Source organism: Burkholderia sp. LAS2, assembly GCF_018417615.1.
Lineage (GTDB): Bacteria > Pseudomonadota > Gammaproteobacteria > Burkholderiales > Burkholderiaceae > Burkholderia > Burkholderia sola.
Map to the genome: position 1 here is coordinate 1353437 of NZ_CP071052.1, position 25724 is coordinate 1379160.

The 25724-nt window shown below is 67.2% G+C and carries 23 protein-coding genes; 8 read left to right on the plus strand and 15 right to left on the minus strand.

The window, feature by feature from the left end; translation table 11 throughout:
- The first annotated feature begins 84 nt into the window (after nt 1-84).
- The 4 genes from JYG37_RS06290 to JYG37_RS06305 all read left to right on the plus strand — a co-directional run bounded on the left by JYG37_RS06290 (nt 85) and on the right by JYG37_RS06305 (nt 6680).
- A complete protein-coding gene (locus JYG37_RS06290) occupies nt 85-1050 on the plus strand; it encodes a UDP-glucose 4-epimerase family protein (RefSeq protein ID WP_213345941.1) in 966 nt (321 codons plus the stop codon).
- A 5-nt stretch (nt 1051-1055) separates the two neighbouring features.
- Nucleotides 1056-2072, plus strand: a complete 1017-nt coding sequence (locus JYG37_RS06295) for an MraY family glycosyltransferase (protein WP_249746031.1) — start codon at nt 1056-1058, stop codon at nt 2070-2072.
- A 12-nt stretch (nt 2073-2084) separates the two neighbouring features.
- The gene (locus JYG37_RS06300; protein WP_213345943.1) at nt 2085-3965 is read left to right on the plus strand and encodes a polysaccharide biosynthesis protein; all 1881 of its coding nucleotides are present in this window, start codon (nt 2085-2087) and stop codon (nt 3963-3965) included.
- A gap of 348 nt (nt 3966-4313) precedes the next feature.
- Nucleotides 4314-6680, plus strand: coding sequence for a protease pro-enzyme activation domain-containing protein (locus JYG37_RS06305; protein WP_213345944.1), 2367 nt, complete (start codon nt 4314-4316; stop codon nt 6678-6680).
- A 94-nt stretch (nt 6681-6774) separates the two neighbouring features.
- Here JYG37_RS06305 and JYG37_RS06310 read toward each other — a convergent pair whose 3' ends face one another.
- From JYG37_RS06310 to JYG37_RS06330, 5 genes are read right to left on the minus strand one after another with little or no spacing between them, the layout of a single operon-like run.
- Nucleotides 6775-7881: an MraY family glycosyltransferase gene (locus tag JYG37_RS06310; protein ID WP_050011658.1), complete on the minus strand. Its 1107-nt coding sequence runs from the start codon at nt 7879-7881 to the stop codon at nt 6775-6777.
- 27 nt (nt 7882-7908) lie between these two features.
- A complete protein-coding gene (gene galE / locus JYG37_RS06315; RefSeq protein ID WP_124638647.1) occupies nt 7909-8931 on the minus strand; it encodes a UDP-glucose 4-epimerase GalE in 1023 nt (340 codons plus the stop codon).
- A gap of 14 nt (nt 8932-8945) precedes the next feature.
- Nucleotides 8946-10082 carry a glycosyltransferase family 4 protein gene (locus tag JYG37_RS06320; RefSeq protein ID WP_124680150.1) on the minus strand — a complete coding sequence of 379 codons (1137 nt, stop codon included), beginning with the start codon at nt 10080-10082 and terminating at the stop codon, nt 8946-8948.
- Nucleotides 10083-10133: 51 nt separating this feature from the next.
- Nucleotides 10134-10958, minus strand: a complete 825-nt coding sequence (locus JYG37_RS06325) for a glycosyltransferase (RefSeq protein ID WP_089488215.1) — start codon at nt 10956-10958, stop codon at nt 10134-10136.
- Nucleotides 10955-12211, minus strand: coding sequence for a lipopolysaccharide biosynthesis protein (locus JYG37_RS06330; protein WP_124630642.1), 1257 nt, complete (start codon nt 12209-12211; stop codon nt 10955-10957). Before JYG37_RS06330 ends, JYG37_RS06325 begins: the two co-directional genes overlap by 4 nt.
- A 246-nt stretch (nt 12212-12457) precedes the next feature.
- Between JYG37_RS06330 and JYG37_RS06335 the strand changes: the two genes are divergently transcribed.
- From JYG37_RS06335 to waaA, 4 genes are all read left to right on the plus strand, one after another.
- Complete coding sequence (locus JYG37_RS06335; RefSeq protein WP_124556100.1) at nt 12458-13852, plus strand: phosphomannomutase/phosphoglucomutase; 1395 nt, start codon at nt 12458-12460, stop codon at nt 13850-13852.
- Between the two features lie 172 nt (nt 13853-14024).
- The gene (waaC, locus tag JYG37_RS06340; RefSeq protein ID WP_050011652.1) at nt 14025-15020 is read left to right on the plus strand and encodes a lipopolysaccharide heptosyltransferase I; all 996 of its coding nucleotides are present in this window, start codon (nt 14025-14027) and stop codon (nt 15018-15020) included.
- 23 nt (nt 15021-15043) lie between these two features.
- Nucleotides 15044-15928, plus strand: coding sequence for a Kdo hydroxylase KdoO (gene kdoO / locus JYG37_RS06345; protein ID WP_213345945.1), 885 nt, complete (start codon nt 15044-15046; stop codon nt 15926-15928).
- Between the two features lie 37 nt (nt 15929-15965).
- The gene (gene waaA, locus JYG37_RS06350; RefSeq protein ID WP_213345946.1) at nt 15966-17327 is read left to right on the plus strand and encodes a lipid IV(A) 3-deoxy-D-manno-octulosonic acid transferase; all 1362 of its coding nucleotides are present in this window, start codon (nt 15966-15968) and stop codon (nt 17325-17327) included.
- 61 nt (nt 17328-17388) lie between these two features.
- On the opposite strand, the gene ureG is transcribed toward waaA, so the two are convergent.
- The 10 genes from ureG to urtC all read right to left on the minus strand — a co-directional run bounded on the left by ureG (nt 17389) and on the right by urtC (nt 25724).
- On the minus strand, nt 17389-18036 hold the full coding sequence (ureG, locus tag JYG37_RS06355) for an urease accessory protein UreG (protein WP_072436159.1): 648 nt from the start codon (nt 18034-18036) through the stop codon (nt 17389-17391).
- Nucleotides 18037-18052: 16 nt separating this feature from the next.
- A complete protein-coding gene (locus tag JYG37_RS06360) occupies nt 18053-18733 on the minus strand; it encodes an urease accessory protein UreF (RefSeq protein ID WP_213346086.1) in 681 nt (226 codons plus the stop codon).
- Entirely contained in the window at nt 18720-19352 is a 633-nt protein-coding gene (gene ureE, locus JYG37_RS06365) for an urease accessory protein UreE (protein WP_124630646.1), read from the minus strand. Before ureE ends, JYG37_RS06360 begins: the two co-directional genes overlap by 14 nt.
- Nucleotides 19353-19370: 18 nt before the next feature.
- On the minus strand, nt 19371-21077 hold the full coding sequence (gene ureC, locus JYG37_RS06370) for an urease subunit alpha (protein WP_050011647.1): 1707 nt from the start codon (nt 21075-21077) through the stop codon (nt 19371-19373).
- Nucleotides 21078-21104: 27 nt separating this feature from the next.
- Entirely contained in the window at nt 21105-21410 is a 306-nt protein-coding gene (locus JYG37_RS06375; protein ID WP_050011646.1) for an urease subunit beta, read from the minus strand.
- Nucleotides 21411-21418: 8 nt separating this feature from the next.
- On the minus strand, nt 21419-21721 hold the full coding sequence (gene ureA / locus JYG37_RS06380; protein WP_006406310.1) for an urease subunit gamma: 303 nt from the start codon (nt 21719-21721) through the stop codon (nt 21419-21421).
- A gap of 235 nt (nt 21722-21956) precedes the next feature.
- Entirely contained in the window at nt 21957-22832 is an 876-nt protein-coding gene (locus JYG37_RS06385; RefSeq protein ID WP_124630647.1) for an urease accessory protein UreD, read from the minus strand.
- Between the two features lie 153 nt (nt 22833-22985).
- The gene (gene urtE / locus JYG37_RS06390; RefSeq protein WP_050011644.1) at nt 22986-23678 is read right to left on the minus strand and encodes an urea ABC transporter ATP-binding subunit UrtE; all 693 of its coding nucleotides are present in this window, start codon (nt 23676-23678) and stop codon (nt 22986-22988) included.
- Nucleotides 23679-23682: 4 nt separating this feature from the next.
- Nucleotides 23683-24540 carry an urea ABC transporter ATP-binding protein UrtD gene (gene urtD, locus JYG37_RS06395; RefSeq protein ID WP_089488221.1) on the minus strand — a complete coding sequence of 286 codons (858 nt, stop codon included), beginning with the start codon at nt 24538-24540 and terminating at the stop codon, nt 23683-23685.
- Entirely contained in the window at nt 24537-25724 is a 1188-nt protein-coding gene (urtC, locus tag JYG37_RS06400; RefSeq protein ID WP_089488222.1) for an urea ABC transporter permease subunit UrtC, read from the minus strand. Before urtC ends, urtD begins: the two co-directional genes overlap by 4 nt.

The following is a 25724-nucleotide window of genomic DNA, read 5'->3' on the forward strand; positions in this document are numbered from 1 at the left end:
TGCCGCTCCGATTTCGCGTGTGGTCATCGGCAATGGCATCGCACGGTTATGTAACGATGTCCGTCGGCTGAATCGGAGGCGACCATGACGCATCTCGTCGTTACCGGCGCGAACGGCTTCGTCGGCCGCGCGGTTTGTCGTCGCGCGTTGGCCGCGGGGCACGCCGTCACCGCACTGGTGCGGCGGCCGGGCGGATGCGTCGACGGCGTACGAGAATGGGTGCATGGCGGTGCCGACTTCGATGGCCTCGACGAAGCGTGGCCGGCCGACCTCTGCGCCGATTGCGTGATCCACCTGGCCGCACGCGTGCACGTCATGCGCGATGAGTCGCCCGATCCCGACGCCGCATTCGATGCGACCAACGTTGCGGGCACGCTGCGTCTTGCCGAAGCCGCGCGCAAGCATGGCGTGCGTCGGATCTTGTACGCGAGCAGCATCAAGGCGGTGGGCGAAAGCGACGGCGGCGCGCCGTTGTCCGAAAGCATGCATCCCGACCCACAGGACGCATACGGCCGCTCGAAACTGCGTGCGGAGCAGCAACTCGTGCAGTTCGGTGCATCGGCCGGGCTCGATGTCGTCGTCGTGCGACCGCCGCTCGTCTACGGCCCGTCCGTCCGTGCCAATTTTCTGCGAATGATGGACGCGGTGGCGCGCGGGATTCCGCTGCCGCTCGGTTCTGTCTCCGCGCGCCGCAGTATCGTCTACGTGGACAATCTCGCCGATGCGATGCTGCAATGCGCGACGGACCCGCGCGCGGCCGGCGAATGCTTCCACGTCGCCGACGACGACGCACCGTCGGTCACCGGCCTGTTGCGCTTGGTCGGTGAGGCGCTCGGCAAGCCGGCGCGCCTGATTGCGATTCCCCCCGCCGTGCTGCGCGCGCTCGGTACGCTGACCGGCCGCCGCGCGGCGATCAACCGCCTGACCGGCAGCCTCCAACTGGATACGGGCCGGATTACGCGCGTCCTCGGCTGGCATCCACCTTATACGACAAGACAGGGCCTCGAAGCGACCGCCGCATGGTATCGTTCGCGCGATACACAACAATAGCTGACATGCATTTCCCGATATCCACGTGGCCCGAAGCGGCCGCGGTGGCGCTGGCTGCTGCCATCGCGTCGACGGCCATCCTGCGCATGCTGCTCGCGACCGGCCTTGCGTGGCGCCTTGCCACCGATATTCCGAACGACCGTTCGCTCCACACGCTGCCGACGCCGCGCGTCGGCGGGTGGGGCATCGTACCGGTCTGCGTCGTCGCGCTGCTCGTGCTGGCGCCCCACTTGTGGCTGATCGCCATCGCCGCCGCCGGGCTTGCCGCGATGTCCCAGATCGACGACCGGCGCGGGCTGCCTGCGCGTGTGCGATTCTCGGCACACCTCGCGGCGGTCGTCGCTCTGATCGTCGTGTTTCCGGCCGACGCACCGTGGTGGCTGCTGGTCGGCATCGGCTTCGTGATGGTCTGGCTGACGAACCTGTACAACTTCATGGACGGCGCCGACGGCCTCGCGGGCGGCATGGCGCTGTTCGGCTTCGGCGCGTACGCGGTCGCGGCGCTGACCGCCCCGACACCGTCGCCGGATCTGGCTGTGGCCGGCTCGGCCGTCGCCGGCGCCGCACTCGGCTTCCTGCTGCTGAATTTCCATCCGGCTCGGCTGTTTCTCGGCGATGCCGGTTCGATTCCGGTCGGATTCCTAGCCGGCGCCCTCGGCTACTGGGGCTGGCGCGGCGGTGTGTGGCCGATCTGGTTTCCAGCCCTAGTGTTCGCGCCCTTTATTGCTGACGCATCTGTAACACTTCTGAGACGTCTGTTACGCGGCGAAAAGTTCTGGCAAGCGCACCGGGAGCACTATTATCAAAGGATGGTCCGATCGGGCGTAGGTCACGGTCGGACCGCTCTTTATTGGTACCTCATCATGCTCGCAGGCATAATCGTCGCCGTGTGGGCAAAGGGCCGCCCGGAATGGCAGCAATGGCTGTCGTTCTTCGCGTGGTACGCCGTTCTGGCATGTCTCGGATTGGTGATCGACGTGCGCTGGCGCCGGTTTCAGTCCGCCGCCGAAAATAACTCTTGAGGTTTCCTGCCGATGTTGCGATCCAAAGCATCATGGCTTTCGCTGAGCGCTTTCCTGTTTGACCTGACGGCGGTCACCGCCGCGTGGTTGTTCGCCTATCTCGTCCGATTCAACGGCAGCGTTCCGTCCGATTTCATGGGCGGCGCGCTGATGGCGCTCGTCTGGGTGTTGCCGGTCTACGCGCTGATGTTCCTCGTGTTTGGGCTGTACCGCGGGCTGTGGGTGTTTGCGAGCCTTCCCGATCTGATGCGGATCTCAAAGGCAGTCATCGGCGGCGGCGTGATCGTGATGATCGGCGCCGTGATGTTCCAGCCGCAGCCGATCATTCCACGTTCGGTGCTGCTCGTGTCACCGCTGATGCTGTTCCTTGTAATGGGCGGTGCCCGGGCGCTGTACCGCGCGACGAAGGAGTACTACCTGTACGGCGGGCTCGTCGGCAAGGGCAAGCCGGTGTTGGTGCTTGGCGCCGGCACGGCCGGCGCGAGCCTTGCGCGCGAGTTGTCGCGTTCCGGCGAATGGCGTCTGGTCGGCTTGCTCGACGACGACGTCACGAAGCAGGGCCGCGAAATCTACGGCTACAAGGTACTCGGCTCGTTCAACGACCTGAAGCACTGGACCGACGCGCTGAAGGTTGAATACGCGATCATCGCGATTCCGTCGGCGTCGGTCGAGACACAGCGTCGCGTCGCGACGCTGTGTGTGCGGGCGGGTGTCAAGGCGATGGTGCTGCCGTCGCTGACCGCGCTGATGCCGGGGCAGGGCTTCCTGTCGCAGGTACGGAACATCGATCTCGAGGATCTGCTCGGCCGCGACGCGGTGACGATCGACACACCACACGTCGAGGCGCTGCTGCGCGGCCGCGTCGTGATGGTGACGGGCGCGGGCGGCTCGATCGGCTCCGAACTGTGCCGGCAGATCCTGCGCTTCGCGCCGGCGCAGCTCGTCGCGTTCGACCTGTCCGAATACGCGATGTATCGGCTGACCGAGGAACTGCGCGAGCGCTTCCCCGATCTGCCCGTCCTGCCGATCATCGGCGATGCGAAGGACTCGCTGCTGCTCGACCAGGTGATGTCGCGTCACGCACCGCACATCGTGTTCCACGCGGCTGCGTACAAGCACGTGCCGTTGATGGAAGAGCACAACGCGTGGCAGGCGCTGCGCAACAACGTGCTCGGCACCTATCGCGTGGCCCGCGCGGCGATTCGCCACGACGTGCGTCACTTCGTGCTGATCTCGACCGACAAGGCGGTCAATCCGACCAATGTGATGGGCGCGAGCAAGCGCCTCGCCGAGATGGCGTGCCAGGCGTTGCAGCAGACGAGCGACGGCACACAGTTCGAGACGGTGCGCTTCGGCAATGTGCTCGGCAGTGCCGGCAGCGTGATTCCGAAGTTCCAGCAGCAGATCGCGAAGGGCGGGCCAGTGACGGTCACGCATCCCGAGATCACGCGCTTTTTCATGACGATTCCGGAAGCGTCGCAACTCGTGCTGCAGGCGTCGAGCATGGGGCGCGGCGGAGAGATCTTCATCCTCGACATGGGCGAGCCGGTCAAGATCGTCGATCTCGCGCGTGACCTGATTCGTCTGTACGGTTTGTCTGAAGGGCAGATCCGGATCGAATTCACGGGGCTGCGGCCTGGCGAGAAGCTCTACGAGGAATTGCTCGCGGACGATGAGACGACCACACGCACGCCGCATCCGAAGCTGCGAATCGCGCGTGCGCGGGAAGTGCCGGACCATCTGCTTGATGAGCTATTGCCTTGGCTGATGCAGCACCGCGTGCTCAGCGACGACGAAGTGCGGCGCGATCTGCGGCGCTGGGTACCGGAATATCAGACGACGGCGACTCCGGTGCTTCAGAGCGTGCCGAGACGGGCGATTGCCAGCGAGTGATCGCGCCGTAATAGATCGCGAAATAACAGGCGATCGCGGAATCGATGCCGTTCAGTAGCCAACTGAACGGCATTTTTATTGGTAGGTTCGCCGCAAGCACAGCCGGATTGGCGCGGGACGCGTTGCGGAGGTGATGCTTGCGGTCGTGCAACATCCGAGGCTCGTGCGACGTCTATTGGGGCGTGACCGCAGAGGCAAATTGTGCTGTCCGAACTTCGGGTTCGATACATCGGAGTATTTGACTACCCACCGATTCCTTCCTATGTTTTCCTCAAGGTAGCCGTGCGATTGCCGTAAAGAAAAAAGGCGAGAAGCCAAATACGAGGCTCTACGGTCCATACCAATTCGATGAAAACGGAACAACTTGTCAGGGGAATAGGCGCGGCACTCTTGGTGCTTGCGCTCGCAGGCTGCGGCGGCGACGACGCGGGTCCGACTGCGATTGCCGCGCAGGCGGGCAAACTGTCGGCGCTGCGGGCCACCGGTAACGCGGTTAGCGCCGCGCCTATGAGTGCGACGGCGCCCGTCCATGTTGCGCTGGTGCTCAAGCTCAATGACGAAGCCGGGCTGAACCGCTTCGTGCAGCAAGCGCGGACACCCGGCAGCGCCAACTTCGGGGCCGTGCTGACTTCTGCCCAGATTGCTGCGCGGTACGCACCCACCACGACCCAGGTTGCCACCGTGAAGGCCTACTTGGCAAGTAAAGGCTTCACGAACATCAGCGTCGCCGGCAACAACATGATCGTCGAAGCCGATGCCCCGGCCGGCGTGATATCGGGTGTGTTCCAGACGACGCTCGTACCGGTCACGATGGCGGACGGCACCAGCACGCATATCAACACCGCCCCGGAGACGGTGCCCGATGCGATCGGCGGTGTCGTTCAAGGAGTTCTCGGGCTCGATACCGCGACTCGCCTGCGCCCGAATTTCGTACGCGCGTCCAATGCCGCCGCTGCGCCAACGGCGAACGCATCGCCGACGACTTCCGCCGTCACGGTGGGCCACAATCCGACGGATTTTCCCCGCATCTATTCCGTCGGCAGCGCCCCGACGGCGGCGAACATCACAGTCGCCATCATTGCCGAAGGAGACGTGACGCAGTCCGTCATCGACCTGGCGACGTTCGAAAGCAATAACCATCTGCCCGCCGTACCCGTTTCCGTGATTCATGCCGGACTGTCGAGCGGGGACACGAGCGCAACCATGGAATGGTCGCTCGATAGCCAGACCATCGTCGGGATGTCAGGCGGCCTCAAGCAACTCAATTTCTACGTTGCGCGGTCGTTTGCGTGGAGCGATATGGCGCTTGCAATCAATCGCGCCGTGACCGACAACACCGCCCGGGTCATCAACATGTCGATCGGCGGTTGCGAGAACTGGGCGCCGACGGCGGTCATCGACACGCTGTTCCAGCTCGCCGTCGCGCAGGGGCAGACTTTTTCGGTCAGTTCCGGCGATTCAGGAAGCGTGGCGTACGGCTGCTCTGGCACATCGGTGCAATACCCCGCGACGTCACCGTACGTGGTGGCCGTCGGCGGCACGACGCTCTATACGAACGGGAACGGCAGCTACGCAGGCGAGACGGCCTGGGATTCCAGTGGGGGCGGCATCAGTGGCATCGAGCCGATCCCGTCGTGGCAGTCGAATGTTCCGGCGCTCAAGGGCCGCGCTTTTCGGGGTATGCCGGACATTGCATTCGACGCCGATCCGAACAGCGGCGAAGCAGTCGTCGTGGGCGGACAACTCGTGACCATGGGTGGGACGAGCCTGTCCGCGCCGCTGTTTGCTGCGACCTGGGCCCGCATGCTGTCCGGATCCTGCGCGACGAATCTCGGTTTTGCGGCGCCCACGCTGTACAGCGTCCAGGCCACGACGCCATCAATCCTTCGCGATATCACCTTCGGGTCGAACGGCGCATATAGTGCAGGCTCGGGATGGGATTTCGTGACCGGCTGGGGCACGCCGAACGTCAGCGCGATGTATTCCGCGATATGTGGTTCGACGGCGGCGATTTACGGCGGTGTGATCAACCAAGGTACGACGCTCAGGCCGGGGCAAATCCTGTATTCGGCTTCCCGAAGCCATCAGTTGGCGATGCAGAATGACGGCAACCTCGTGCTTTACAACACCGCCAATGGTGCTGCGGTGTGGAATTCAGGCACTTACGGAAATGCCGGAGCGTATGCCGTCTTCCAGGACGATGGCAACTTCGTGGTGTACGGCGCGAGCGGCAACGCGCTGTGGAACTCGACGACCAGCAGCACGTCCTACAGCCAGTTTCTCGTCGTGCAGGACGACGGCAACCTGGTGATATACCGATCGTTTGTTCCGGTGTTCGACACATCGACCGCTTCCAGCGTATACGCGAACTCCACGACCGGCCCGGCGGTCTGGAAGGGTGGCGTTACCCTCGGCAGTGGCCAGAGTTTTACTTCAGGCAATGGCGTGAACGTGCTGGTCATGCAGGGAGACGGAAATCTCGTGCTGCTTCGCCAAGGCGTTGTGCAATGGAATTCGGGTACTTATAGTCATCCGGGCGCATTCGCGGCGATGCAAACGGATGGCAATCTGGTCGTCTACAGTTCGACGGGGGTCCCGCTCTGGTATTCCGGCACGAGCGGCAATTCAGGCGCGGCGACTTATGTTCAGGACGACGGTAACGTCGTGATCTATGTGCCATTGCCGCGCTGGAGCACGAACACAGCAGGCGCCTAGCCGTTTCACTCGTCGCTTCGCGGCCGAATATCCGTACGGCCCCCGCCACCGGCGGCGGGCCGTGCGAGCCGGGCAACAGGCTGGCCGCCGCCCCTCAATGCCCCCGCTTCTCCTTCCTCACCACCATCCACCGCGGCGCCCTGAACCTGACGATACTGAGATAAAGCCAAACATAAGTCAGCGCAAACACCACAACAAACACGAACAGATGCACGGTATGCCGCCAGAACAACGTCGCCGGAATCACCGCGACGAGGCACAGCAACCACAGATAAGGTGATGTGAGCGAATTCCGCCGCGTCAGATCATGCGCGTGCTTCGTCCCCACGGCCCACCGCATCAGCCGCTTGTACACGAGCATATGCAGATGCACGCCGTCCGGAATCCCCGGCGACATCCCGCGGATGAACTTCTTCCGGTAGATCGAGAAGCAGGTCTCGAAGATCGGATACATGAACAGCAGCACCGGATACCAAGCGGACACCTCGCGGTTGCGCATCACCAGCATGATCGCGAGCTCGGCAAGCATGAACCCGATGAAATACGCGCCGCCGTCGCCGAGAAAGATCAGCCCCGCCGGGAAATTCCACAGGAAGAAGCCGAGCACCGCGCCCATCATGATGATCGACGCCGACATCACGACCGGGTCGTTCACATGGAACGCGACATACGCGAGCGACGCGAACATCATGAAGCTGACCATCGACGCGAGCCCGTTGAACCCGTCGATGATGTTGATCGCGTTCGCGAGCGCCGCGACCGCGAGCACGGTGATGAACGCCGAGATGGCCACGTAGCCGAGCAGGAAATCGAGCGGCGGCACGCTGATGCGCTTGACCGCGATGCCCAGCAGCCAGAACGCCAGCGCGGCCGCGCCCATCGTGCAGAGCAGCCGTGCGCGCGGCGACACGCGCTTGGTCAGGTCTTCGACGAGGCCTGACAGGAACGCCGGCATCCCGCAGGCGACGATCCCGAGAATGCTGCCGGCGATCGTCGGATAGCGCCGCGACACGAGCAGCGCGGCCACGACGACCCCGGCGAGGATCCCGATGCCCCCGACGCGCGGCACGGGCCGCACGTGGAATTTCTGCACGCCGGCCAGGTCGCTGTCGATCGAGAATTTCTCGTGAAGGTGCGCGTAGCGCACGATGAACAGCGTGACGAGCAAGGAAACGATGAAGCCGGACGCGAAGCTGAGCATGGGATCGCTCGAAAAATGGACAGCGGATTATACAAAACCGCGTGGGTTCCCCTCCTGCCATCGCCAGTGGTCGGCACACATTTCCTCGATGCCGAGCGTCGCACGCCAGCCGATGATGTCGGCAGCGGCCTGCGGGTTCGCATAGCACTCGGCGATGTCGCCCGGGCGGCGCGCGACGAGTTCGTACGGCACCGGGCGGCCCGACGCCTTCTCGAACGCGCGCACCACTTCCAGCACGCTGTAGCCTTGCCCGGTGCCGAGGTTCACGACGAAGCTCGCGTCGCGCTTGGCCAGTGCGTCGAGCGCGGCGATGTGCCCCTTCGCGAGATCGACGACGTGGATGTAGTCGCGCACGCCGGTGCCGTCCGGCGTCGGGTAATCCGAACCGAATACACGGAGCTTGTCCAGCTTGCCGACCGCGACCTGCGCGACGTACGGCATCAGGTTGTTCGGGATGCCGGCCGGATCCTCGCCGATCAGCCCGCTCGCGTGCGCGCCGACCGGGTTGAAGTAGCGCAGCGTCGCGATCCGCCACGACGGGTCCGAGACTTCGAGATCGCGCAGGATCTGCTCGGCGATCAGCTTCGACTGGCCGTACGGGTTCGTCGCGGACAGCGGGAACGATTCGTCGATCGGCGAGCGCTCGGGCACGCCGTACACGGTCGCGGACGAGCTGAACACGAACTGCCTGACGTTGCGCTCGCGCATGACCTTGAGCACGGCGAGCAGGCCGCCGATGTTGTTCTGGTAGTACTCGAGCGGCTTCGCGACCGATTCGCCGACGGCCTTGAGCGCCGCGAAGTGAATCGTGCCGGTGATCGGGTGCGCGTCGAATACCTTCGCGAGCGCGGCTTCGTCGCACACGTCGACCTGGTGGAACGCGGGCGTCTTGCCCGTGATCCGCTCGATGCGGCGCACGGATTCGGCCTTGCTGTTCACGAGGTTGTCGACGATCACGACGTCGTAGCCGTTGTCGAGCAGCTCGACGGCCGTGTGCGAGCCGATATAGCCCGCGCCGCCGGTAACGAGGATGGTGCCTTTAGCGGTCATGCTGATGCGCTCCTTCAGAGTGTGAATCCCGTCAACGAATGGATGGTCTCCCGGTAGCGTTCGACGACCTGCTGTTCGTCGAATTCCGCCGCGACCTTGTGCCGGCCGCTTGCGCCCATCGCCGCCCGGCCTTGCGGCCCGAGCGCGATCATGCGATTCATTTGCTCCGCGAGGCTCGCGCTGTCCCGCACGCGACACAGGAAGCCCGTTTCGCCGTCGGCGACGACGTCGCGGCAGCCCGGCACGTCGGTCGCGACGATCGGGCGGCCCATCGCCGATGCTTCCATCAACGTGCGCGGCACGCCCTCTCGGTACGACGGCAGCACGACGCAATCGGCCGCCGCGATGTGCGGGCGCACGTCGTGCGCTTCGCCGAGATACTCGACGATGCCTTCGCCGACCCACGCGTCGACGTCCGCGCGACCGATCGCGCTCGGATTGTCGACGCCGAGCGGCCCGAGCAGCTGGAAGCGCGCGTTCGGAAAGCGCTCGCGCACGAGACGCGCGGCCTCGACGTATTCGCGTACGCCCTTGTCCCACAGCAGCCGGCCGATCAGGATGAAGACGGGCGCGTCGCCGCCCGGCAGCGGCACGGGCGAGAACTGTTCGAGATCGACGCCTTCGCCGTGCAGCAGCCGCGCGCGCTCGGGATGCGCGAGCAAGCGCTCGTCGGTGAAGGTCGCGAGATCGTCGCGATTGAGGAACCACACCTCGCGCGGGAAGCGGAACGCGAACCGGTACAGGCGCTTCGCGACGCTCGCCGCGCGGCTCTTCTGGATGAACACGTAGCCGAGGCCCGTCGTCACCGCGATCGACGGCACGCGCGCGAGCCACGCGGCCACCGAGCCGTAGATGTTCGGCTTGATCGTGTAGTGGAACACGAGATCGGGCCGCAGCGCGCGGTAGTGGCGCGCGAGCGCGGCGAGCGTGCCGAGATCCTCGCGCGGGCTCGTGCCTTTCGACGCGACGGCAAGCGCGACGTAACGGCAGCCCATCTGCTCGAGCAGCGGCACCGTGCGGTCGTGCGGCGCGATCACGACGACCTCGGCGCCGCGCGCGACGAGCGCACGGATCAGCCCGTGGCGATACGTATGGATCGCCCAGGCCGTGTTGCAGACGAGCGCGATGCGCAGCGGGGACGTGGTGGACATGAAAAAAAGAAAAAATAAAGCGTCGTAATTGCCGGACGGGCCGGATGCGCGTCAGGCGGACGGCCGCGCGGCGAACAGCGTCTGCTTGATGCGCTGCAGCGTACGGTACGGCGTCACGAAATGCAGCAGGTTCTTGGCGAGGCCGGCCCAGTCGTACGGGTTCAGCACGTTGAAGTGGCGCAGCAGCAGCGTGAGCGTCGACACCAGCTGGCGCCGGCGTTTGGTCGCACTGATCCCGCCCTCGTTAAGCTCGTAATACAGGCCGAGTTCCGGCAGGTTCGCGCAATCGTAGCGTTGCATTAACCGTAAAAAAAGATCGAGATCCTCGGCCGCGCGGTACTTCGCCCGATAGTTGCCCACTTCGCGCACGGCGTCGATGCGCAACATGACCGACGGATGCACGAGCGGCGAGCGCAGGAAGCGCGTGCGGCGCAACGTGCGCGGGTCGGCGGGCGGCGTCAGCATGAAGCGCGGCTCGCCGGCGCGCGACACGACCTGCGTCCACATGCCGACGCAGGCCACGCGCGGGTGGGCGTCGAGATACGCGCGTTCTTTCGCCAGGCGCTGCGGCGTGGCGAGATCGCCCGCATCGATGCGGGCCGCATAGCGGAAGCCGCGCGCGGCGAGCGCGTCGATGCCGGCCGCCAGCGCGCGTTCGATGCCGCCGTTGCGCGGCATGCGCAGCACGTCGATCGACAGGCCTGGCAGGTCGGGCGCGACGATCGGCGGCGTGCTGCCGTCGTCGACGATCAGCACGTGCACGGGTGCGTCCTCGCGAAACGACGCGAGGGTCCGGGCGACGTCGTCGTGCCCGTTGTAGGCCGGCATCAGCACGGCCACGTCGTCGAGCGGGGGCGGGCAATCAGGGGACGTCATGTTCGCAGCTTGAAACGGATGTAATAAAAGTTGACGGCAGCAGCAGCCAGGTAGCCGGCCGCCAGCCCGACGAGCGCGCCGTACAGGCCGAGCCGCGGGATCGCGAACAGGTTGACGAGCACGGCGATCGCCAGCGCGAGCAGCCATTTCGACAGCAACACGAATTTTGCTTGATATTTGAGAACGATAAGATTGCCTATCGCCTCGATGCCGGCCGGCACGGACAGCCAGACGGCCCAGCGGAAGATGTCGACCGACGCCTCGTAGCCGCGGCCGAACACCTTGCCGACGATCAGCGGGGCGGCCGCGTCGAGCACGAGCGCGCCGGCCGTCATCAGGCCGGCCGTCATCGCGATCAGCCGGACGATGTTGCGGCGCAGCCGCGCGACGTCCTGCACGCGGTACACGAACGCGGGCGCGATGGTCTGCGCGAGCATCAGCGCGAGCGTGATCCAGTTCTCGTTGAGCTGCTGCGCGGCCGAATAGCGGCCGAGATCGGCGAACGACACGTGGCGCTCGAGCATCAGGCGGTCGAGTTTCAGGAACAGGTACATGCAGATGAGGCCGAGCCAGAACACGGTGCCGGCCGTTGCAAAGTGCCGGAACAGCGATGTGTCGAACCTCCAGCCGAGCGCGCCGCCGTTACGATGGCGGTAGTACAGCAGCAGCGCGAGGCCGATCGCGGCGGCTTCCAGCGCCCACAGCCACGCGAAGCGGGCGGGGCCGGCGGCCGCGCGCACCAGCAGCCAGACGAGCAGCGCCTTCGCGAGCGCGGTGACCATGCTGGCGACGAGCTGCGGCTTGCTGTAGGTCATGCTCTGCAGCCACGCGTTGATCACGCCGACGAACGGCTCGCGAAACACCATCGTGACCGCGAGGCCCGCGAGCATCGCGCCGACCAGCGGGTCGAAGGCGCCCGCGGCGATCGCGATCCAGGTCGCGGCGAGCGCGGCGACCGACACGGCGATGCGCAGCACGAACGCGCTGCCGAGCACCGCGCCGAGCTGGGCAGGCGGGCGCTGGACGATGGTCGGGACGAGGATTTCCGCGCCGCACACCCAGGTGAGCGGCGCCAGTACCAGGAGAAGCGTATTCGCGTACTGCCATTTGCCGAACACATCTGGCCCGAAATAACGGGCCAGCAGGCCGCTGATCGCGATCGCGACGCCGATCTGCGTGAGCCGTTCGAGGCCCAGCCAGACGAGGTTCGCGACGGCTTTCGCGACGTCCGGGTTGCCGAAGCGCTTCAGCATGCGCGGCAGCGACGGCGCGCGCGGGGGGCGGCCGAAAGCGGCGGGTGGGCGGCGGCGGGACGGCTAGGCATTAAAATAGGCGGTATGCGCGTCATCAAAACCCGCGATTATAAGTGGGATCGCGACCGCTCCAGCCGTTCCGTTCCTTGTTTTGCGGGGCCGCCTGTATCATGCGCGGCACCGGCGAGAGGCGGCCAGCCAAGCCAGACAATTTTCCATGCACGCAACTGAGAGAGAAGAGAATCGATGATCTCCCAATCCATCTTCAAGGCATATGACATCCGTGGCGTGGTCGGCAAGACACTCGACGTCGACACGGCGCGCGGGATCGGCCGCGCATTCGGCAGCGAAGTGCGTGCGCAGGGCGGCGATGCGGTCGTCGTCGCGCGCGACGGCCGCCTGTCCGGGCCGGAACTCGTCGGCGCGCTGGCCGACGGCCTGCGGGCGGCCGGTGTCGACGTCGTCGACGTCGGCATGGTGCCGACGCCGGTCGGCTATTTCGCGGCGAACGTGCCGCTCGCGCTGAAGGGCGGCGAGCGCCGCGTCGATTCGTGCATCGTCGTCACGGGCAGCCACAACCCGCCCGACTACAACGGCTTCAAGATGGTGCTGCGCGGCGCCGCGATCTACGGCGAGCAGATCCAGGCGCTGTATCGCCGCATCGTCGACGAGCGCTTCGAGACGGGCAGCGGCACCTATGAGGAAATCGACGTCGCCGATCAATACATCGCGCGCATCGTCGGCGACGTGAAGCTCGCGCGGCCGCTGAAGCTCGTGGTCGACGCCGGCAACGGCGTCGCCGGCCCGCTCGCGACGCGCCTGTTCAAGGCGCTCGGCTGCGAGCTCGTCGAGCGCTTCACCGACATCGACGGCACGTTCCCGAACCACCACCCCGATCCCGCCCACCCGGAAAACCTGCAGGACGTGATCCAGGCGCTGAAGGACACCGATGCGGAGCTCGGCTTCGCGTTCGACGGCGACGGCGACCGCCTGGGCGTCGTCACGAAGGACGGCCAGATCATCTACCCGGACCGCCAGCTGATGCTGTTCGCGGAAGAAGTGCTGTCGCGCAACCCGGGCGCCCAGATCATCTACGACGTGAAGTGCACGCGCCACCTCGCGCAGTGGGTGAAGTCGAAGGGCGGCGAGCCGCTGATGTGGAAGACGGGGCACTCGCTCGTGAAGGCGAAGCTGCGCGAGACGGGTGCGCCGCTCGCCGGCGAAATGAGCGGCCACGTGTTCTTCAAGGATCGCTGGTACGGCTTCGACGACGGCCTGTACACCGGCGCGCGCCTGCTCGAGATTCTCGCGAAGACGGCCGATCCGAGCGCGCTGCTCAACAGCCTGCCGGACGCGATGAGCACGCCCGAACTGCAACTCTGGCTCGACGAAGGCGAGAATTTCCGCCTGATCGATCAGTTGCAGAAAGAGGCGAAGTTCGACGGCGCCGACGAAGTCGTGACGATCGACGGCCTGCGCGTCGAGTACCCGGACGGCTTCGGCCTCGCGCGTTCGTCGAACACGACGCCGGTCGTCGTGATGCGCTTCGAAGCCGAGACGCAGGAAGGGCTCAAGCGTATCCAGGACGACTTCCGCCGCGTGCTGACGGCCGCGAAGCCGGACGTGAAGCTGCCGTTCTGAGCGCCGGCGGCTAGCGGGCCGCCCGTACGACGGCCCGTTCAGCGGCCGTGCTGGTCCCGAAAAGCGGCGCGCGCCCCAGGCGCGCGGCCGCTTTTTGTCTGTCCGGCCCTTCGGCCGGGATAAAATCCCCCCTTTATGTCTGTCGCCGGCTGTCAGCCGGCGTTTTTTCAGCGTGCAAAAGATCCTGATCGTGCGCGTGTCGTCGCTGGGCGACGTCGTGCACAACATGCCGGTGATCGCCGATATCCGGCGCCGCCACCCCGATGCGCAGATCGACTGGCTCGTCGAGGAAAGCTTCGTCGACCTCGTGCGGCTCGTCGACGGCGTGCGCAACGTGCTGCCGTTCTCGCTGCGCCGCTGGCGCAAGAAGCCGTTCTCGGGCGCGACGTGGCGCGAGATCCGCGCGTTTCGCCGGCGCCTCGCCGCCGAGCAGTACGACCTCGTGATCGACTGCCAGGGCCTCATCAAGACGGCGTGGGTCGCGAGCTGGGCGCGCGGCCCGCTCGTCGGGCTCGGCAACCGGACCGACGGCGCCGGCTACGAATGGCCGGTGCGCTTCTTCTACCGCAAGCGCGTGCCGATCGCGCCGCGCACGCACGTGGTCGAGCGCTCGCGTCAGCTCGTCGCGGCCGCGCTGGACGACCCGGCGCCGACCCCGGCCGATCCGGTCGAGTTCGGCCTCGACACGCGGGCGGCGGCGCTCGCGGTGGCCGCGCTCGGCCTGAACCTGCCGGTGCCGTACGTCGTGTTCGTCCACGCGACGTCGCGCGCCGACAAGCAGTGGCCGGACGCCGCATGGATCGAGCTCGGCCAGGCGCTCGTGCGGCGCGGCGCGTCGCTCGTGCTGCCGTGGGGCAACGACGCGGAACGCGCGACCAGCGAGCGGCTCGCGAAGGAATTCGGCGCGGCGGCGATCGTGCCGCCGAAGCTGTCGCTGCCGGCCGTGGTCGGGCTGATCGACGGCGCGGCCGCGACGGTCGGGGTTGATACAGGTCTGGTTCACATCGCGGCCGCGCTGAAGCGTCCGACGGTCGAACTGTACAATTTCGCGACGGCCTGGCGGACCGGCGGCTACTGGTCGCCGAACGTCGTCAATCTCGGCACGGCGGGGCAGCCCCCGTCGATCGCGCAGGTGAAGTCGACGCTCGCGGGCTTCGGTCTCCTGTAACGCTGTCCACACGCGAACCGATCATGAGCGAATCCCAGATCATCGAAGTCCCGTCCGCCGACTGGAGCGGACACAACCTGTCGGCGCCGCGCGAGCAGTTGCTCGCCGCGGTCGAGGAAGGCAAGGTGCTGTATTTCCCGCACCTGCGCTTCGCGATCGAAGGCGGCGAGGAAGCGCTGCTCGATCCGGCGCTCGCCGATCCGAAACGCAAGAACATCAGCCTCGCGCCGAACGGCGGCGCGCTCGCCGGCGTGCTCGGCGACAGCGTCACGCAGTCGGCCGTGCGCGCGCTCGTCGCGCGCTTCCAGCAGCAGGCCGGCACGCTCGTCGACGGCCTCTTTCCCGAATATCGCGGCAAGCTGCGCGTCGCGCCGACGAGCCTGCGGCTGATGCAGGTCGAGACGCGCCAGACGTCGTGGCGCAAGGACGACAGCCGCCTGCACGTCGACGCATTCCCGTCGCGGCCGAACTACGGCGAGCGGATCCTGCGCGTGTTCACGAACGTGAACCCGGCCGGCGCGCCGCGCGTGTGGCGCGTCGGCGAGCCGTTCGAGGACGTCGCGAAGCGCTTCCTGCCGAAGATTCGGCCGCAGTTCCCGGGCTCGGCGTGGTTGCTGAACCTGCTGCACGTGACGAAGTCGCCGCGCAGCGCATACGACCATCTGATGCTGAACCTGCACGACGGGATGAAGGCCGACCTCGATTACCAGAAGACGTGTCCACAGCAAACGATGCCGTTTCCGCCGGGCAGCGTGTGGATATGTTTCTCCGATCAGACTTCGCACGCTGTGATGTCCGGCCAGTTCATGCTCGAGCAGACCTTCTTCCTGCCGGTCGATGCGATGGTGCGCCGCGCGTGCGCGCCGCTCGGCATTCTCGAACGCCTGACGGGCAGGGCGCTGGTTTGAGCGTGCACCTGCTTCGACGTCACTCGAGGGCGGCCGCATGCTGAGGGCGATCTATCGCGCGCTGTGGTGGCTCGTCGCGCCGGCCGCCGTGATCCGGCTCTATGTGCGTTCGCGCAAGGAGCGCGGCTATCGCGAGCATATCGGCGAGCGCTTCGGCCACGTCGCGGGCCGTTCGCCGGACGATCGCGCGCCGCTGATCTGGGTGCATGCGGTGTCGGTCGGCGAGACGCGCGCCGCGCAGCCGCTGATCGATGCGCTGATGCACGCGCGCCCCGATGCGCGCATCCTGCTCACGCACATGACGCCGAGCGGCCGGGCGACGGGCGAACAGATCTTCGGCGATCGCGTGCTGCGCTGCTACCTGCCGTACGACATGCCGGGCGCGGTGCGGCGCTTCCTGCGCGCATGGCGGCCGACGCTCGGCCTCGTGATGGAAACCGAGGTGTGGCCGACGCTGATCGACGAGTGCCGCCGCGCGGACGTGCCGCTCGTGCTGACCAATGCGCGGATGTCCGCGCGTTCGTTCCGGCGCGCGGCGAAGTTCGGCATGGCGACGCGCGACGTGTTCGGCGGCTTCTCGCGCGTGCTCGCGCAGAGCCCGGCCGATGCGGAGCGGCTGACGTCGCTCGGCGCCCGCAACGTGACCGTGCTCGGCAACCTGAAATTCGACATGACGACGCCGCCGGAACTCGCGGCGCGCGGCCATGCATGGCGCGACGCGATCGGCGCGCGGCCGGTGTGGGTCGCCGCCAGCACGCGCGAGAATGAAGAAGCGCTGGTGCTGCAGGCGTTCGCGGAAATGCGCACGCCCGGCGCGTTGCTGGTGCTCGTGCCGCGTCATCCGCAGCGTTTCGCCGAAGTCGAGGCGCTCGTCGCGCGCAGCGGGCTCAAGTGCGTGCGGCGCTCCGTCTGGGCGGCCGATGCGGCCGCGCTCGCGGCCGGCCGGCCGGCCGCCGAACCGTTGGCCGGCGACGTGACGGTGCTGCTCGGCGATTCGATGGGCGAGCTCGGCGCGTACTACGCGGCGGCCGACATCGCGTTCATCGGCGGCAGCCTGTTGCCGCTCGGCGGGCAGAACCTGATCGAGGCGTGCGCGGTCGGCGTGCCGGTGCTGATCGGGCCGCACGTGTTCAACTTCACGCAGGCGACCGCGGATGCGGTCGCGGCCGGTGCGGCGATGCAGGTCGCGGATCCGCTCGATCTCGCGCACGTGCTCGACGCGCTGTTCGCCGACAAGGCGCGGCGCATCGCGATGGGCGCGGCCGGCGCGGCGTTCGCGTCGCGTCACCGTGGCGCGACCGCGCGCACGGTCGACGTGCTCGCCGCGTTGCTGCCGGCCGGCGAAGCCGGTGCGCGTGCGCTGCCGGGTGGGCAGGACGCCTCTTCCGAAGACGAATAGACGAAGGGCGGCGCGATGCCGCCCGCACGCATGGCGGCGACGTGAGCCGCCGCCATGCCGCTCACACCGTCAGCAAACCCTTCTTCTCGATGAACGCGATCACGTCCGCGACGCCGTCGAGCGCCTTCAGGTTCGTCATCACGTAAGGCCGTTCGCCGCGCATCTTCTTCGTGTCGGACGCCATCACGTCGAGATTCGCGCCGACCAGCGGCGCGAGGTCGGTCTTGTTGATCACGAGCAGGTCGGACTTCGTGATGCCGGGGCCGCCCTTGCGCGGAATCTTCTCGCCGCCGGCCACGTCGATCACGTAGATCGTCAGGTCCGACAGCTCGGGGCTGAAGGTCGCCGCGAGATTGTCGCCGCCGGACTCGATGAACACGATGTCGGCATCTGGGAAGCGCGACAGCATCCGGTCGACGGCTTCGAGGTTGATCGACGCATCCTCGCGGATCGCCGTGTGCGGGCAGCCGCCCGTCTCGACGCCCATGATGCGTTCCTCGGGCAGCGCGCCCGCGACCGTCAGCAGCCGCTGGTCTTCCTTCGTATAGATGTCGTTCGTGATCGCGACGAGGTCGTACTTGTCGCGCATCGCCTTGCACAGCATTTCGAGCAGCGTGGTCTTGCCGGAGCCGACGGGGCCGCCGATGCCGACGCGCAGCGGCGGCAGTTTCTTCGTGCGGCGGGCGGAGGAGGGAGCAGGTGCGTTCATGGTCGGGCGAAGAGGTTCAGGAGCGGAACAACCGCGAATACTGGGTTTCGTGCCGCGCGGACAGGATGCCGAGCTGCGGCGCGAACGTGTTGACGGCGTCGGGCGGCGTCGCGAGCGCGCGGCGCACGGCGGCGTCGATCGCGCCGCGCAGCGCGACGATGATGCGTTGTCCGGCGAGCTGCCCGAGCGGCACGGCTTTCAGCGCGGCGGACGTCTGGTTCTCGACCCAGCCGAATGCATACGCGGCGAGCGTCGCGTCGGCGCTCGCGTCGTGTGCGGCGGCCGCGTACGCGAACGCGGTCGGCAGCGCGATCGGCGACAGCGACGCGAGCGTCGCGCGGCGTGCGGCGTCGCCCCATTCGAGCGACGCGCACAGTTGCGCGAGCGACCAGCCCGTCTGTTCGGTTTCGCGGCGCAGTTCGGCCGATTCGCGGCTCGCGACGAACCACGCGTTGTCGGCGGCGAGCGCGTGCGTGTCGTGCGCCTGCCAGCGGGCGAGCTGGTGCGCGAGGAACGGCAATTCGCCGTGCGCGAGCACGTCGGTCAGGCCGCTCGCGATCCAGTCGCGCGCGGAATCGGCGTCGCGGATCAGGTTCGCGTCGAGCGCGGCTTCAAGGCCCTGCGAATAGCTGTACGCGCCGATCGGTAGTGCGGGCGACGCGAGGTGCAGCAGCGCGACGAGTTCAGTGGTGGTCATGACCGTGGTGGCCGTGCGTGCAGCCGGGACCATGCTGATGGCCGTGATCGTGATCGTGGTCGTGATCGTGATCGTGATCGTGATCGTGCGAATGCGAATGTCCATGGTGTTCGCCGAACACCTGCTGCGCCAGCGCATAGTCCTCGGCGAACGTCGCGTCGTGCCCGTGCTTGTGGCCGCCGCCGTACGCGCCGGCTTCCGGCTGGAACGGCGCGCGCGCCTCTTCGACCTGCGTGCCGAGTCGGCGCAGCATGTCCGCGAGCACCGGATCGGCTTCGAGCTTCAGGTAGCCGTCGCCGATCTCGACCGGCGTATGGCGGTTGCCGAGATGGTAGGCGGCGCGCATCAGCGTGAGCGGATCGGCGGCGCGCACGAGCAGCACCGTTTCGGATGCCGCGGCGATACGCACGAGCGCGCCGTCGTCGGCGACGAGCACGTCGCCGTCGCGCAGCACGGTGCCGCGCGGCAGCAGGACCGCGACGTCCTCGCCGGTGTCGAGCGTCGCCGCGAGGCGGCTCTTGCAGCGGGCGTCATAGGCGAGCGTGAGCGTCGGCGCGCGCGCGACGAGCGACGCGGCGAGTTTCACGTTCGGGGCAATGCGTTTGTCGAGGGTGCGCATGACACTGAGGATTCCGGATCAGAACAGGAAATAGCGCTGCGCCATCGGCAGCACCGTTGCCGGTTCGCAGGTGAGCAACTGGCCGTCGGCGATCACGTCGTAGGTTTCCGGGTCGACGCTGATCGACGGACGCCATGCGTTGTGGATCATGTCGGCCTTCGTCACGTTGCGGCAGTTGCGCACCGGCACGATCCGCTTCGCGAGGCCGTAGCGCTCCGCGATGCCCGCATCGGCCGCCATCTGCGACACGAAGGTCAGCGACGTGCGCGCGAGCGCGCCGCCGCGCGTCGCGAACATCTCGCGGTAGTGGACCGGCTGCGGCGTCGGGATCGACGCGTTCGGGTCGCCCATCTGCGCGAGCGCGATCATCCCGCCCTTCAGGATCATCGACGGCTTGATCCCGAAGAACGCGGGCTCCCACAGCACGAGGTCGGCCCACTTGCCGGGCTCGATCGAGCCGACTTCATGCGCGATGCCGTGCGTGAGCGCCGGGTTGATCGTGTACTTCGCGACGTAGCGTTTCGCGCGGAAGTTGTCGTTGCGCGCGCCGTCCTCCGGCAGTGCGCCGCGCTGCACCTTCATCTTGTGCGCGGTCTGCCACGTGCGGATGATCACTTCGCCGACGCGGCCCATCGCCTGCGAATCGGACGACAGCATCGACAGCGCGCCGAGATCGTGCAGGATGTCCTCGGCCGCGATCGTCTCGCGGCGAATGCGCGATTCGGCGAACGCGAGATCCTCGGCGATCGACGGATCGAGGTGATGGCACACCATCAGCATGTCGAGATGCTCGTCGAGCGTGTTGATCGTGTACGGGCGCGTCGGATTGGTCGACGACGGCAGCACGTTCATCTCGCCGCACACCTTCAGGATGTCGGGCGCATGGCCGCCGCCCGCGCCTTCGGTGTGGTACGTGTGGATCGTACGGCCCTTGAACGCGGCGACCGTCGATTCGACGAAGCCGGCCTCGTTCAGCGTGTCGGTGTGGATCGCGACCTGCGTGTCGGTGTCGTCGGCCACCGACAGGCAGTTGTCGATCGCGGCGGGCGTCGTGCCCCAGTCCTCGTGCAGCTTCAGGCCGATCGCGCCGGCCGCGATCTGCTCGACGAGCGGCTGCGGCAGGCTCGCATTGCCCTTGCCGAGGAAGCCGAGGTTGATCGGCCAGCCGTCGGCCGCCTGCAGCATCCGCTCCATGTGCCACGGGCCCGGCGTGCAGGTCGTCGCGTTGGTGCCGGTGGCTGGCCCCGTGCCGCCGCCGAGCATCGTCGTGACACCCGAGGCCAGCGCCTCGTCGATCTGCTGCGGGCTGATGAAGTGGATGTGCGTGTCGATGCCGCCCGCCGTCACGATCAGCCCTTCGCCGGCGATCACTTCGGTCGCGGCGCCGATCGCGATCGTCACGCCCGGCTGGATGTCGGGGTTGCCGGCCTTGCCGATCGCGGCGATGCGGCCGTGCTTGATCGCGATGTCGGCCTTCACGATGCCCCAGTGATCGAGGATCACCGCGTTCGTGATGACGGTATCGGGCACGTCGGCGGCCACGCGCTGCGACTGGCCCATCCCGTCGCGGATCACTTTCCCGCCGCCGAATTTCACTTCCTCGCCGTACGTGGTGAAGTCGCGTTCGATCTCGATCAGCAGTTCGGTATCCGCGAGCCGCACGCGGTCGCCCGTCGTCGGCCCGAACATTTCCGCGTACGCGCGGCGGCTCAAGCGTAGTGTCATGTTGCTGTTCCTGAAGAGCGGGGCGGCTTACAGCGGCCCCATCACCTTGCCCTGAAAACCGTAGACGGCGCGATCGCCCGCGAGTGCGACCAGCTCGACGGTGCGCGTCTGGCCCGGCTCGAAGCGCACGGCGGTGCCGGCCGCAATGTTCAGGCGAAAGCCGCGCGCGGCCACGCGATCGAACGACAGCGCGTCGTTGACTTCGAAGAAGTGGTAGTGCGAGCCGACCTGCACCGGGCGATCGCCGGTGTTCGCGACGACGAGCGACAGCGTCGCGCGGCCCGCGTTCAATTCGTGTTCGCCGTCGTCGGTGAGGATTTCGCCGGGGATCATGCGGGGCCTCACGGAATCGGGTGGTGGACGGTCACGAGCTTCGTGCCGTCGGGGAAGGTCGCTTCGACCTGGATGTCGGGAATCATTTCCGGCACGCCGTCCATCACGTCGTCGCGCGTGAGCAGCGTCGTGCCGTAATGCATTACCTCGGCCACGGTCTTGCCGTCGCGCGCGGCTTCCATCAGCGCCGCGGTGATGAAGGCCACCGCCTCCGGATAGTTGAGCTTCAGGCCGCGCGCGCGGCGGCGTTCGGCAAGCAACGCCGCCGTGAAGATCAGCAGCTTGTCCTTTTCGCGGGGAGTCAGTTTCATGAAGGCAGGCGTTCAGGAAAACGTAATTTTTATCGGTGCGCACGCAACCGGGCAGGAGGCGGATCATCGTAGCACCGCGCTGTTTGGCGTGCGTCGTGTATCGCTTATGTAAGCAGCAAGGGCCGTGCCATGTGCATCCGGCGTGCTGTCGTGCGCATTCATGGTGCGCGATGCATGTACAGGGTGCGCGGTGTGGGGTGGCGTTGCGCCGAAACGGTGCGTGGCGCGACCGCGCTCAGGTTTGCCAGAGGCGCAGCGGCCGTGCGTCGACGCCGTGCACGATCGGCCGCAGGTGCAGCCAGCAGTCGGTGAAGTGGCGTTGCAGCGCTTCCATCGACGTCGACAGCGCGCGGACCAGCACGACGCCGGGTGTCACGCAGGTCGCGCCCGCGCGCAGCGTCGCATCGAACGGCATCCGCGCGGCGAGCGATTCGGCGAGCGCGGCGTCGCACGCGGCGCCGGCGGCCCACAGCGTGCCGTATGCGGGAAAGCCGGCAAGACCCTGCAGCGCGCCGCGCAGCGGGTCGTGCGCATCGAGCAGCGCGCGCTCGGTCCACAGCGGCCGGCCGTCGGCATCGACGAGTGCCGAACCCGACGCGATGCGGCCCGCCGACCACGTTTCGCCGGCCGCCTGCCGGCCCAGCTGCGTCGCGTCCCAGCCGATTGCGCTCGCGCCTGCGCCGAGCGTCACCGTGAAGTCGAGTGCGGCGTGCGCCGCGTCGAAGAACAGGTTGTTCTGCGGCAGCCAGTCGAGTTTCGCGTGCGCGCCGACCGCGATGCCGATGCGCTGCGTCGCGTCGAGCCCGTTCGACTTGTACCACTTGGTCGCGCCGGGCGTCGTGAGCACCGCATGCGTGCCGTCGCCGAGCGCGATGTCGATGTCGAGCCGGTCGCCGCCCGCGACGCCGCCCGGTGGGTGCACGATCACCGCGTGGCAGACCGCGTCGCCTTCCGGGTACAGCGGCCGCTGCACGCGCAACGGGCCGTCGTGCAGCCGGTGCGCGAGCGTCGTGCGCGCACCGTGCCGCTCGAAGCCGAGTTCGAGGCGGCCGCACCACGACTTGGCGACGGCGGGGCGGGACAGCGTGGCGTGCGAATCGGGGGCGGACATCGGCGGCGAACGGGAAACGAGGAAGCGGGTGCGAAGAACGTGGATGCTACCGGAACAATAATGCAGATGCCGCGTTCGCAGGAAGTGCCGCGTGCGGGCGTCCCGCGAGTCGGCCGTACGTGTTCCCCGCCGTGCCTACCGCCGTGCCTACCGTCACACCGCGATCAACTCGCGCACGCCGTTCGTCTCCATGTCCCGCGCGTCACCCCCCGCGATGACCTCCCCGCGACTCATCACCCAATATCGATCCGCGATCGATCGCGCGAAATCGTAATACTGTTCGACCAGCAGCACGGTCATCTTCGATTCGTCGACGAGCTGGCGCAGCGTGCGCCCGATGTCCTGGATGATCGACGGCTGGATGCCTTCGGTCGGCTCGTCGAGGATCAGCAGCTGCGGCTCGCTCATCAGCGCGCGGCCGATCGCGAGCTGTTGCTGCTGACCGCCCGACAGGTCGCCGCCGCGCCGCGCACGCATGTCCTTCAGCACCGGGAACAGGTCGTAGATGCGATCGGGCACTTTCGACGGCGCCTTGCGGCTCGCCGCACCCACGAGCAGGTTCTCCTCGACGGTGAGCCGCGGAAAGATGTCGCGGCCCTGCGGCACGTACGCGAGCCCGGCCGCGACGCGCGCATACGGCGGCAGTGCGCCGAGCGCGGTGCCGCGCCACGACACGCTGCCGCTTTTCGCGGCGACGACCCCCATCAGGCAGCGCAGCAGCGTGCTCTTGCCGACGCCGTTGCGGCCGAGCAGCACGGTGAGCTTGCCGTCGTCGGCCGCGAGGTTCACGTTGCGCAGGATATGGCTGCCGCCGTAGTACTGGTTCAGCGCTTCGATTTTCAGCATCGCATCATCGTCCGAGGTAAGACTCGATCACCGCGTCGTCGCGCTTGACCTGGTCGAGCGTGCCGTGCGCGAGCACCGCGCCTTCGGCCATCACCGTCACGCGCCCCGTGTCGCCCGCGAGCGCCGCGACGAACTCCATGTCGTGCTCGACGACCATCATCGAGCAGGTACCGCGCAGCGTGTTCAGCAGCTCGGCGAGTTCCATCGTCTCGTGGTCGGTCATCCCGGCCGCCGGCTCGTCGAGCAGCAGCAGCGCGGGACGCTGCATCAGCAGCATGCCGATTTCGAGCCGCTGCTTCTGCCCGTGCGACAGCTCGCCGGCCGCGCGATACGCTTGGCTTTCGAGGCCGATCAGCGCGAGCGTCTCCTCGATCTTCGCCTGCGCGGTACGGTCGAGCCGCGCGCGCAGCGACGCGAGCCAGCCCTTGTCGGTCTGCATCGCGAGTTCGAGGTTTTCCCACACCGGATGCTGTTCGAACACGGTCGGCTTCTGGAACTTGCGGCCGATGCCCGCCCGCGCGATCTCGGGTTCGTTCATCCGCGCGAGATCGATCGTCTGGCCGAGAAACACCTTGCCCGCATCGGGCCGCGTCTTGCCGGTGATGACGTCCATCATCGTCGTCTTGCCCGCGCCGTTCGGGCCGATCACGCAGCGCAGCTCGCCCACGTCGATCGCGAGCGACAATTTCTTCAGCGCGCGAAAGCCGTCGAAGCTTACTTCGATATCCTCGAGATAGAGGATCGTGCCGTGCGACGTGTCGATGCCGGCCGGCACGACGCGCCCCATCGACGCGCTGCCGCTGACGGCGAGCAGCTCGTCCTCGGGCGGCGGCGTGAACTGATAGAGAGCCGTTCCGTTCATGCGCGTTTCCCCTTCGCGAGCACGGTTTCGACGAGGCCCATGATCCCGCGCGGCAGCAAGAGCGGCACGAGCACGAAGATCAGGCCGAGGAAGAACAGCCAGTATTCGGCGAAGTACGCGGTGAAGAAACTTTTCGCGCCGTTCACCGCGAACGCGCCGACGATCGGCCCGATCAGCGTGCCGCGCCCGCCCACCGCGACCCAGATCGCCATCTCGATCGAGTTGCCGGGCGACATCTCGCCGGGATTGATGATGCCGACCTGCGGCACGTACAGCGCGCCGGCGATGCCGCACAGCACGGCCGACACGGTCCACACGAACAGCTTGTACGCGAGCGGGCTGTAGCCGAGGAACATCAGCCGCGTCTCGCCGTCGCGCACCGCGGTCACCACGCGTCCGAGCTTGCTCGTGACGATCGCGCGCGCGGCGACGAACGCGAGCACGAGCGTCGCGAAGGTCAGCAGCAACAGCACCGTGCGCGTGCCCGGCGACGTGATCGAGAAGCCGGCGATGCGCTTGAAATCGGTGAAGCCGTTGTTGCCGCCGAAGCCCGTCTCGTTGCGATAGAACAGCAGCATCGCGGCGAACGTCATGGCCTGCGTGATGATCGACAGGTACACGCCCTTCACGCGCGAGCGGAACGTGAAGAAGCCGAATACCCACGCGAGCACGGCCGGCACGAGCACGACGAGCGCGAGCGCCCACGCGAGATGCTGCGTGCCGCTCCAGTACCACGGCAACTGGTGCCAGTCGAGGAACACCATGAAGTCGGGCAGGTCGCTGCCGTACTTGCCTTCGCGGCCGATCTCGCGCATCAGGTACATGCCGATCGCATAGCCGCCGAGCGCGAAGAACAAGCCGTGGCCCAGGCTCAGGATCCCGCAGTAGCCCCACACGAGATCGAGCGCGAGCGCGGCGATCGCGTAGCACATCAGCTTGCCGGCGAGCGTCATCGTGTACGCGGACAGATGGAACGCGCTGGCTTCCGGCGCGACGAGCGCGGCGAGCGGCACGCCGACGCCGATCGCCACGCATAGCGCGACGAGCGCGAGCCACGCGCGACGCGAGAGCAGCGCGGGGCGGGGCGGCAGGCCGAGCGCGAAGCCGTCCGCCGCGCGCGCGCCGGCAGCGGGCTTCGACGTGTCGGCGACCGGGTTCGACATCGAATCGGTGTATGAAGTCAC

What these genes read in the sequence shown, in the direction of transcription:
- JYG37_RS06290 (WP_213345941.1), top strand. Translation starts at nt 85, where the DNA reads ATGACGCATCTCGTCGTTACCGGCGCGAACGGCTTCGTCGGCCGCGCG.
- JYG37_RS06295 (WP_249746031.1), top strand. Translation starts at nt 1,056, where the DNA reads ATGCATTTCCCGATATCCACGTGGCCCGAAGCGGCCGCGGTGGCGCTG.
- JYG37_RS06300 (WP_213345943.1), top strand. Translation starts at nt 2,085, where the DNA reads ATGTTGCGATCCAAAGCATCATGGCTTTCGCTGAGCGCTTTCCTGTTT.
- JYG37_RS06305 (WP_213345944.1), top strand. Translation starts at nt 4,314, where the DNA reads ATGAAAACGGAACAACTTGTCAGGGGAATAGGCGCGGCACTCTTGGTG.
- JYG37_RS06310 (WP_050011658.1), bottom strand. Translation starts at nt 7,881, where the DNA reads ATGCTCAGCTTCGCGTCCGGCTTCATCGTTTCCTTGCTCGTCACGCTG.
- galE (WP_124638647.1), bottom strand. Translation starts at nt 8,931, where the DNA reads ATGACCGCTAAAGGCACCATCCTCGTTACCGGCGGCGCGGGCTATATC.
- JYG37_RS06320 (WP_124680150.1), bottom strand. Translation starts at nt 10,082, where the DNA reads ATGTCCACCACGTCCCCGCTGCGCATCGCGCTCGTCTGCAACACGGCC.
- JYG37_RS06325 (WP_089488215.1), bottom strand. Translation starts at nt 10,958, where the DNA reads ATGACGTCCCCTGATTGCCCGCCCCCGCTCGACGACGTGGCCGTGCTG.
- JYG37_RS06330 (WP_124630642.1), bottom strand. Translation starts at nt 12,211, where the DNA reads ATGCTGAAGCGCTTCGGCAACCCGGACGTCGCGAAAGCCGTCGCGAAC.
- JYG37_RS06335 (WP_124556100.1), top strand. Translation starts at nt 12,458, where the DNA reads ATGATCTCCCAATCCATCTTCAAGGCATATGACATCCGTGGCGTGGTC.
- kdoO (WP_213345945.1), top strand. Translation starts at nt 15,044, where the DNA reads ATGAGCGAATCCCAGATCATCGAAGTCCCGTCCGCCGACTGGAGCGGA.
- waaA (WP_213345946.1), top strand. Translation starts at nt 15,966, where the DNA reads ATGCTGAGGGCGATCTATCGCGCGCTGTGGTGGCTCGTCGCGCCGGCC.
- ureG (WP_072436159.1), bottom strand. Translation starts at nt 18,036, where the DNA reads ATGAACGCACCTGCTCCCTCCTCCGCCCGCCGCACGAAGAAACTGCCG.
- JYG37_RS06360 (WP_213346086.1), bottom strand. Translation starts at nt 18,733, where the DNA reads ATGACCACCACTGAACTCGTCGCGCTGCTGCACCTCGCGTCGCCCGCA.
- ureE (WP_124630646.1), bottom strand. Translation starts at nt 19,352, where the DNA reads ATGCGCACCCTCGACAAACGCATTGCCCCGAACGTGAAACTCGCCGCG.
- ureC (WP_050011647.1), bottom strand. Translation starts at nt 21,077, where the DNA reads ATGACACTACGCTTGAGCCGCCGCGCGTACGCGGAAATGTTCGGGCCG.
- JYG37_RS06375 (WP_050011646.1), bottom strand. Translation starts at nt 21,410, where the DNA reads ATGATCCCCGGCGAAATCCTCACCGACGACGGCGAACACGAATTGAAC.
- ureA (WP_006406310.1), bottom strand. Translation starts at nt 21,721, where the DNA reads ATGAAACTGACTCCCCGCGAAAAGGACAAGCTGCTGATCTTCACGGCG.
- JYG37_RS06385 (WP_124630647.1), bottom strand. Translation starts at nt 22,832, where the DNA reads ATGTCCGCCCCCGATTCGCACGCCACGCTGTCCCGCCCCGCCGTCGCC.
- urtE (WP_050011644.1), bottom strand. Translation starts at nt 23,678, where the DNA reads ATGCTGAAAATCGAAGCGCTGAACCAGTACTACGGCGGCAGCCATATC.
- urtD (WP_089488221.1), bottom strand. Translation starts at nt 24,540, where the DNA reads ATGAACGGAACGGCTCTCTATCAGTTCACGCCGCCGCCCGAGGACGAG.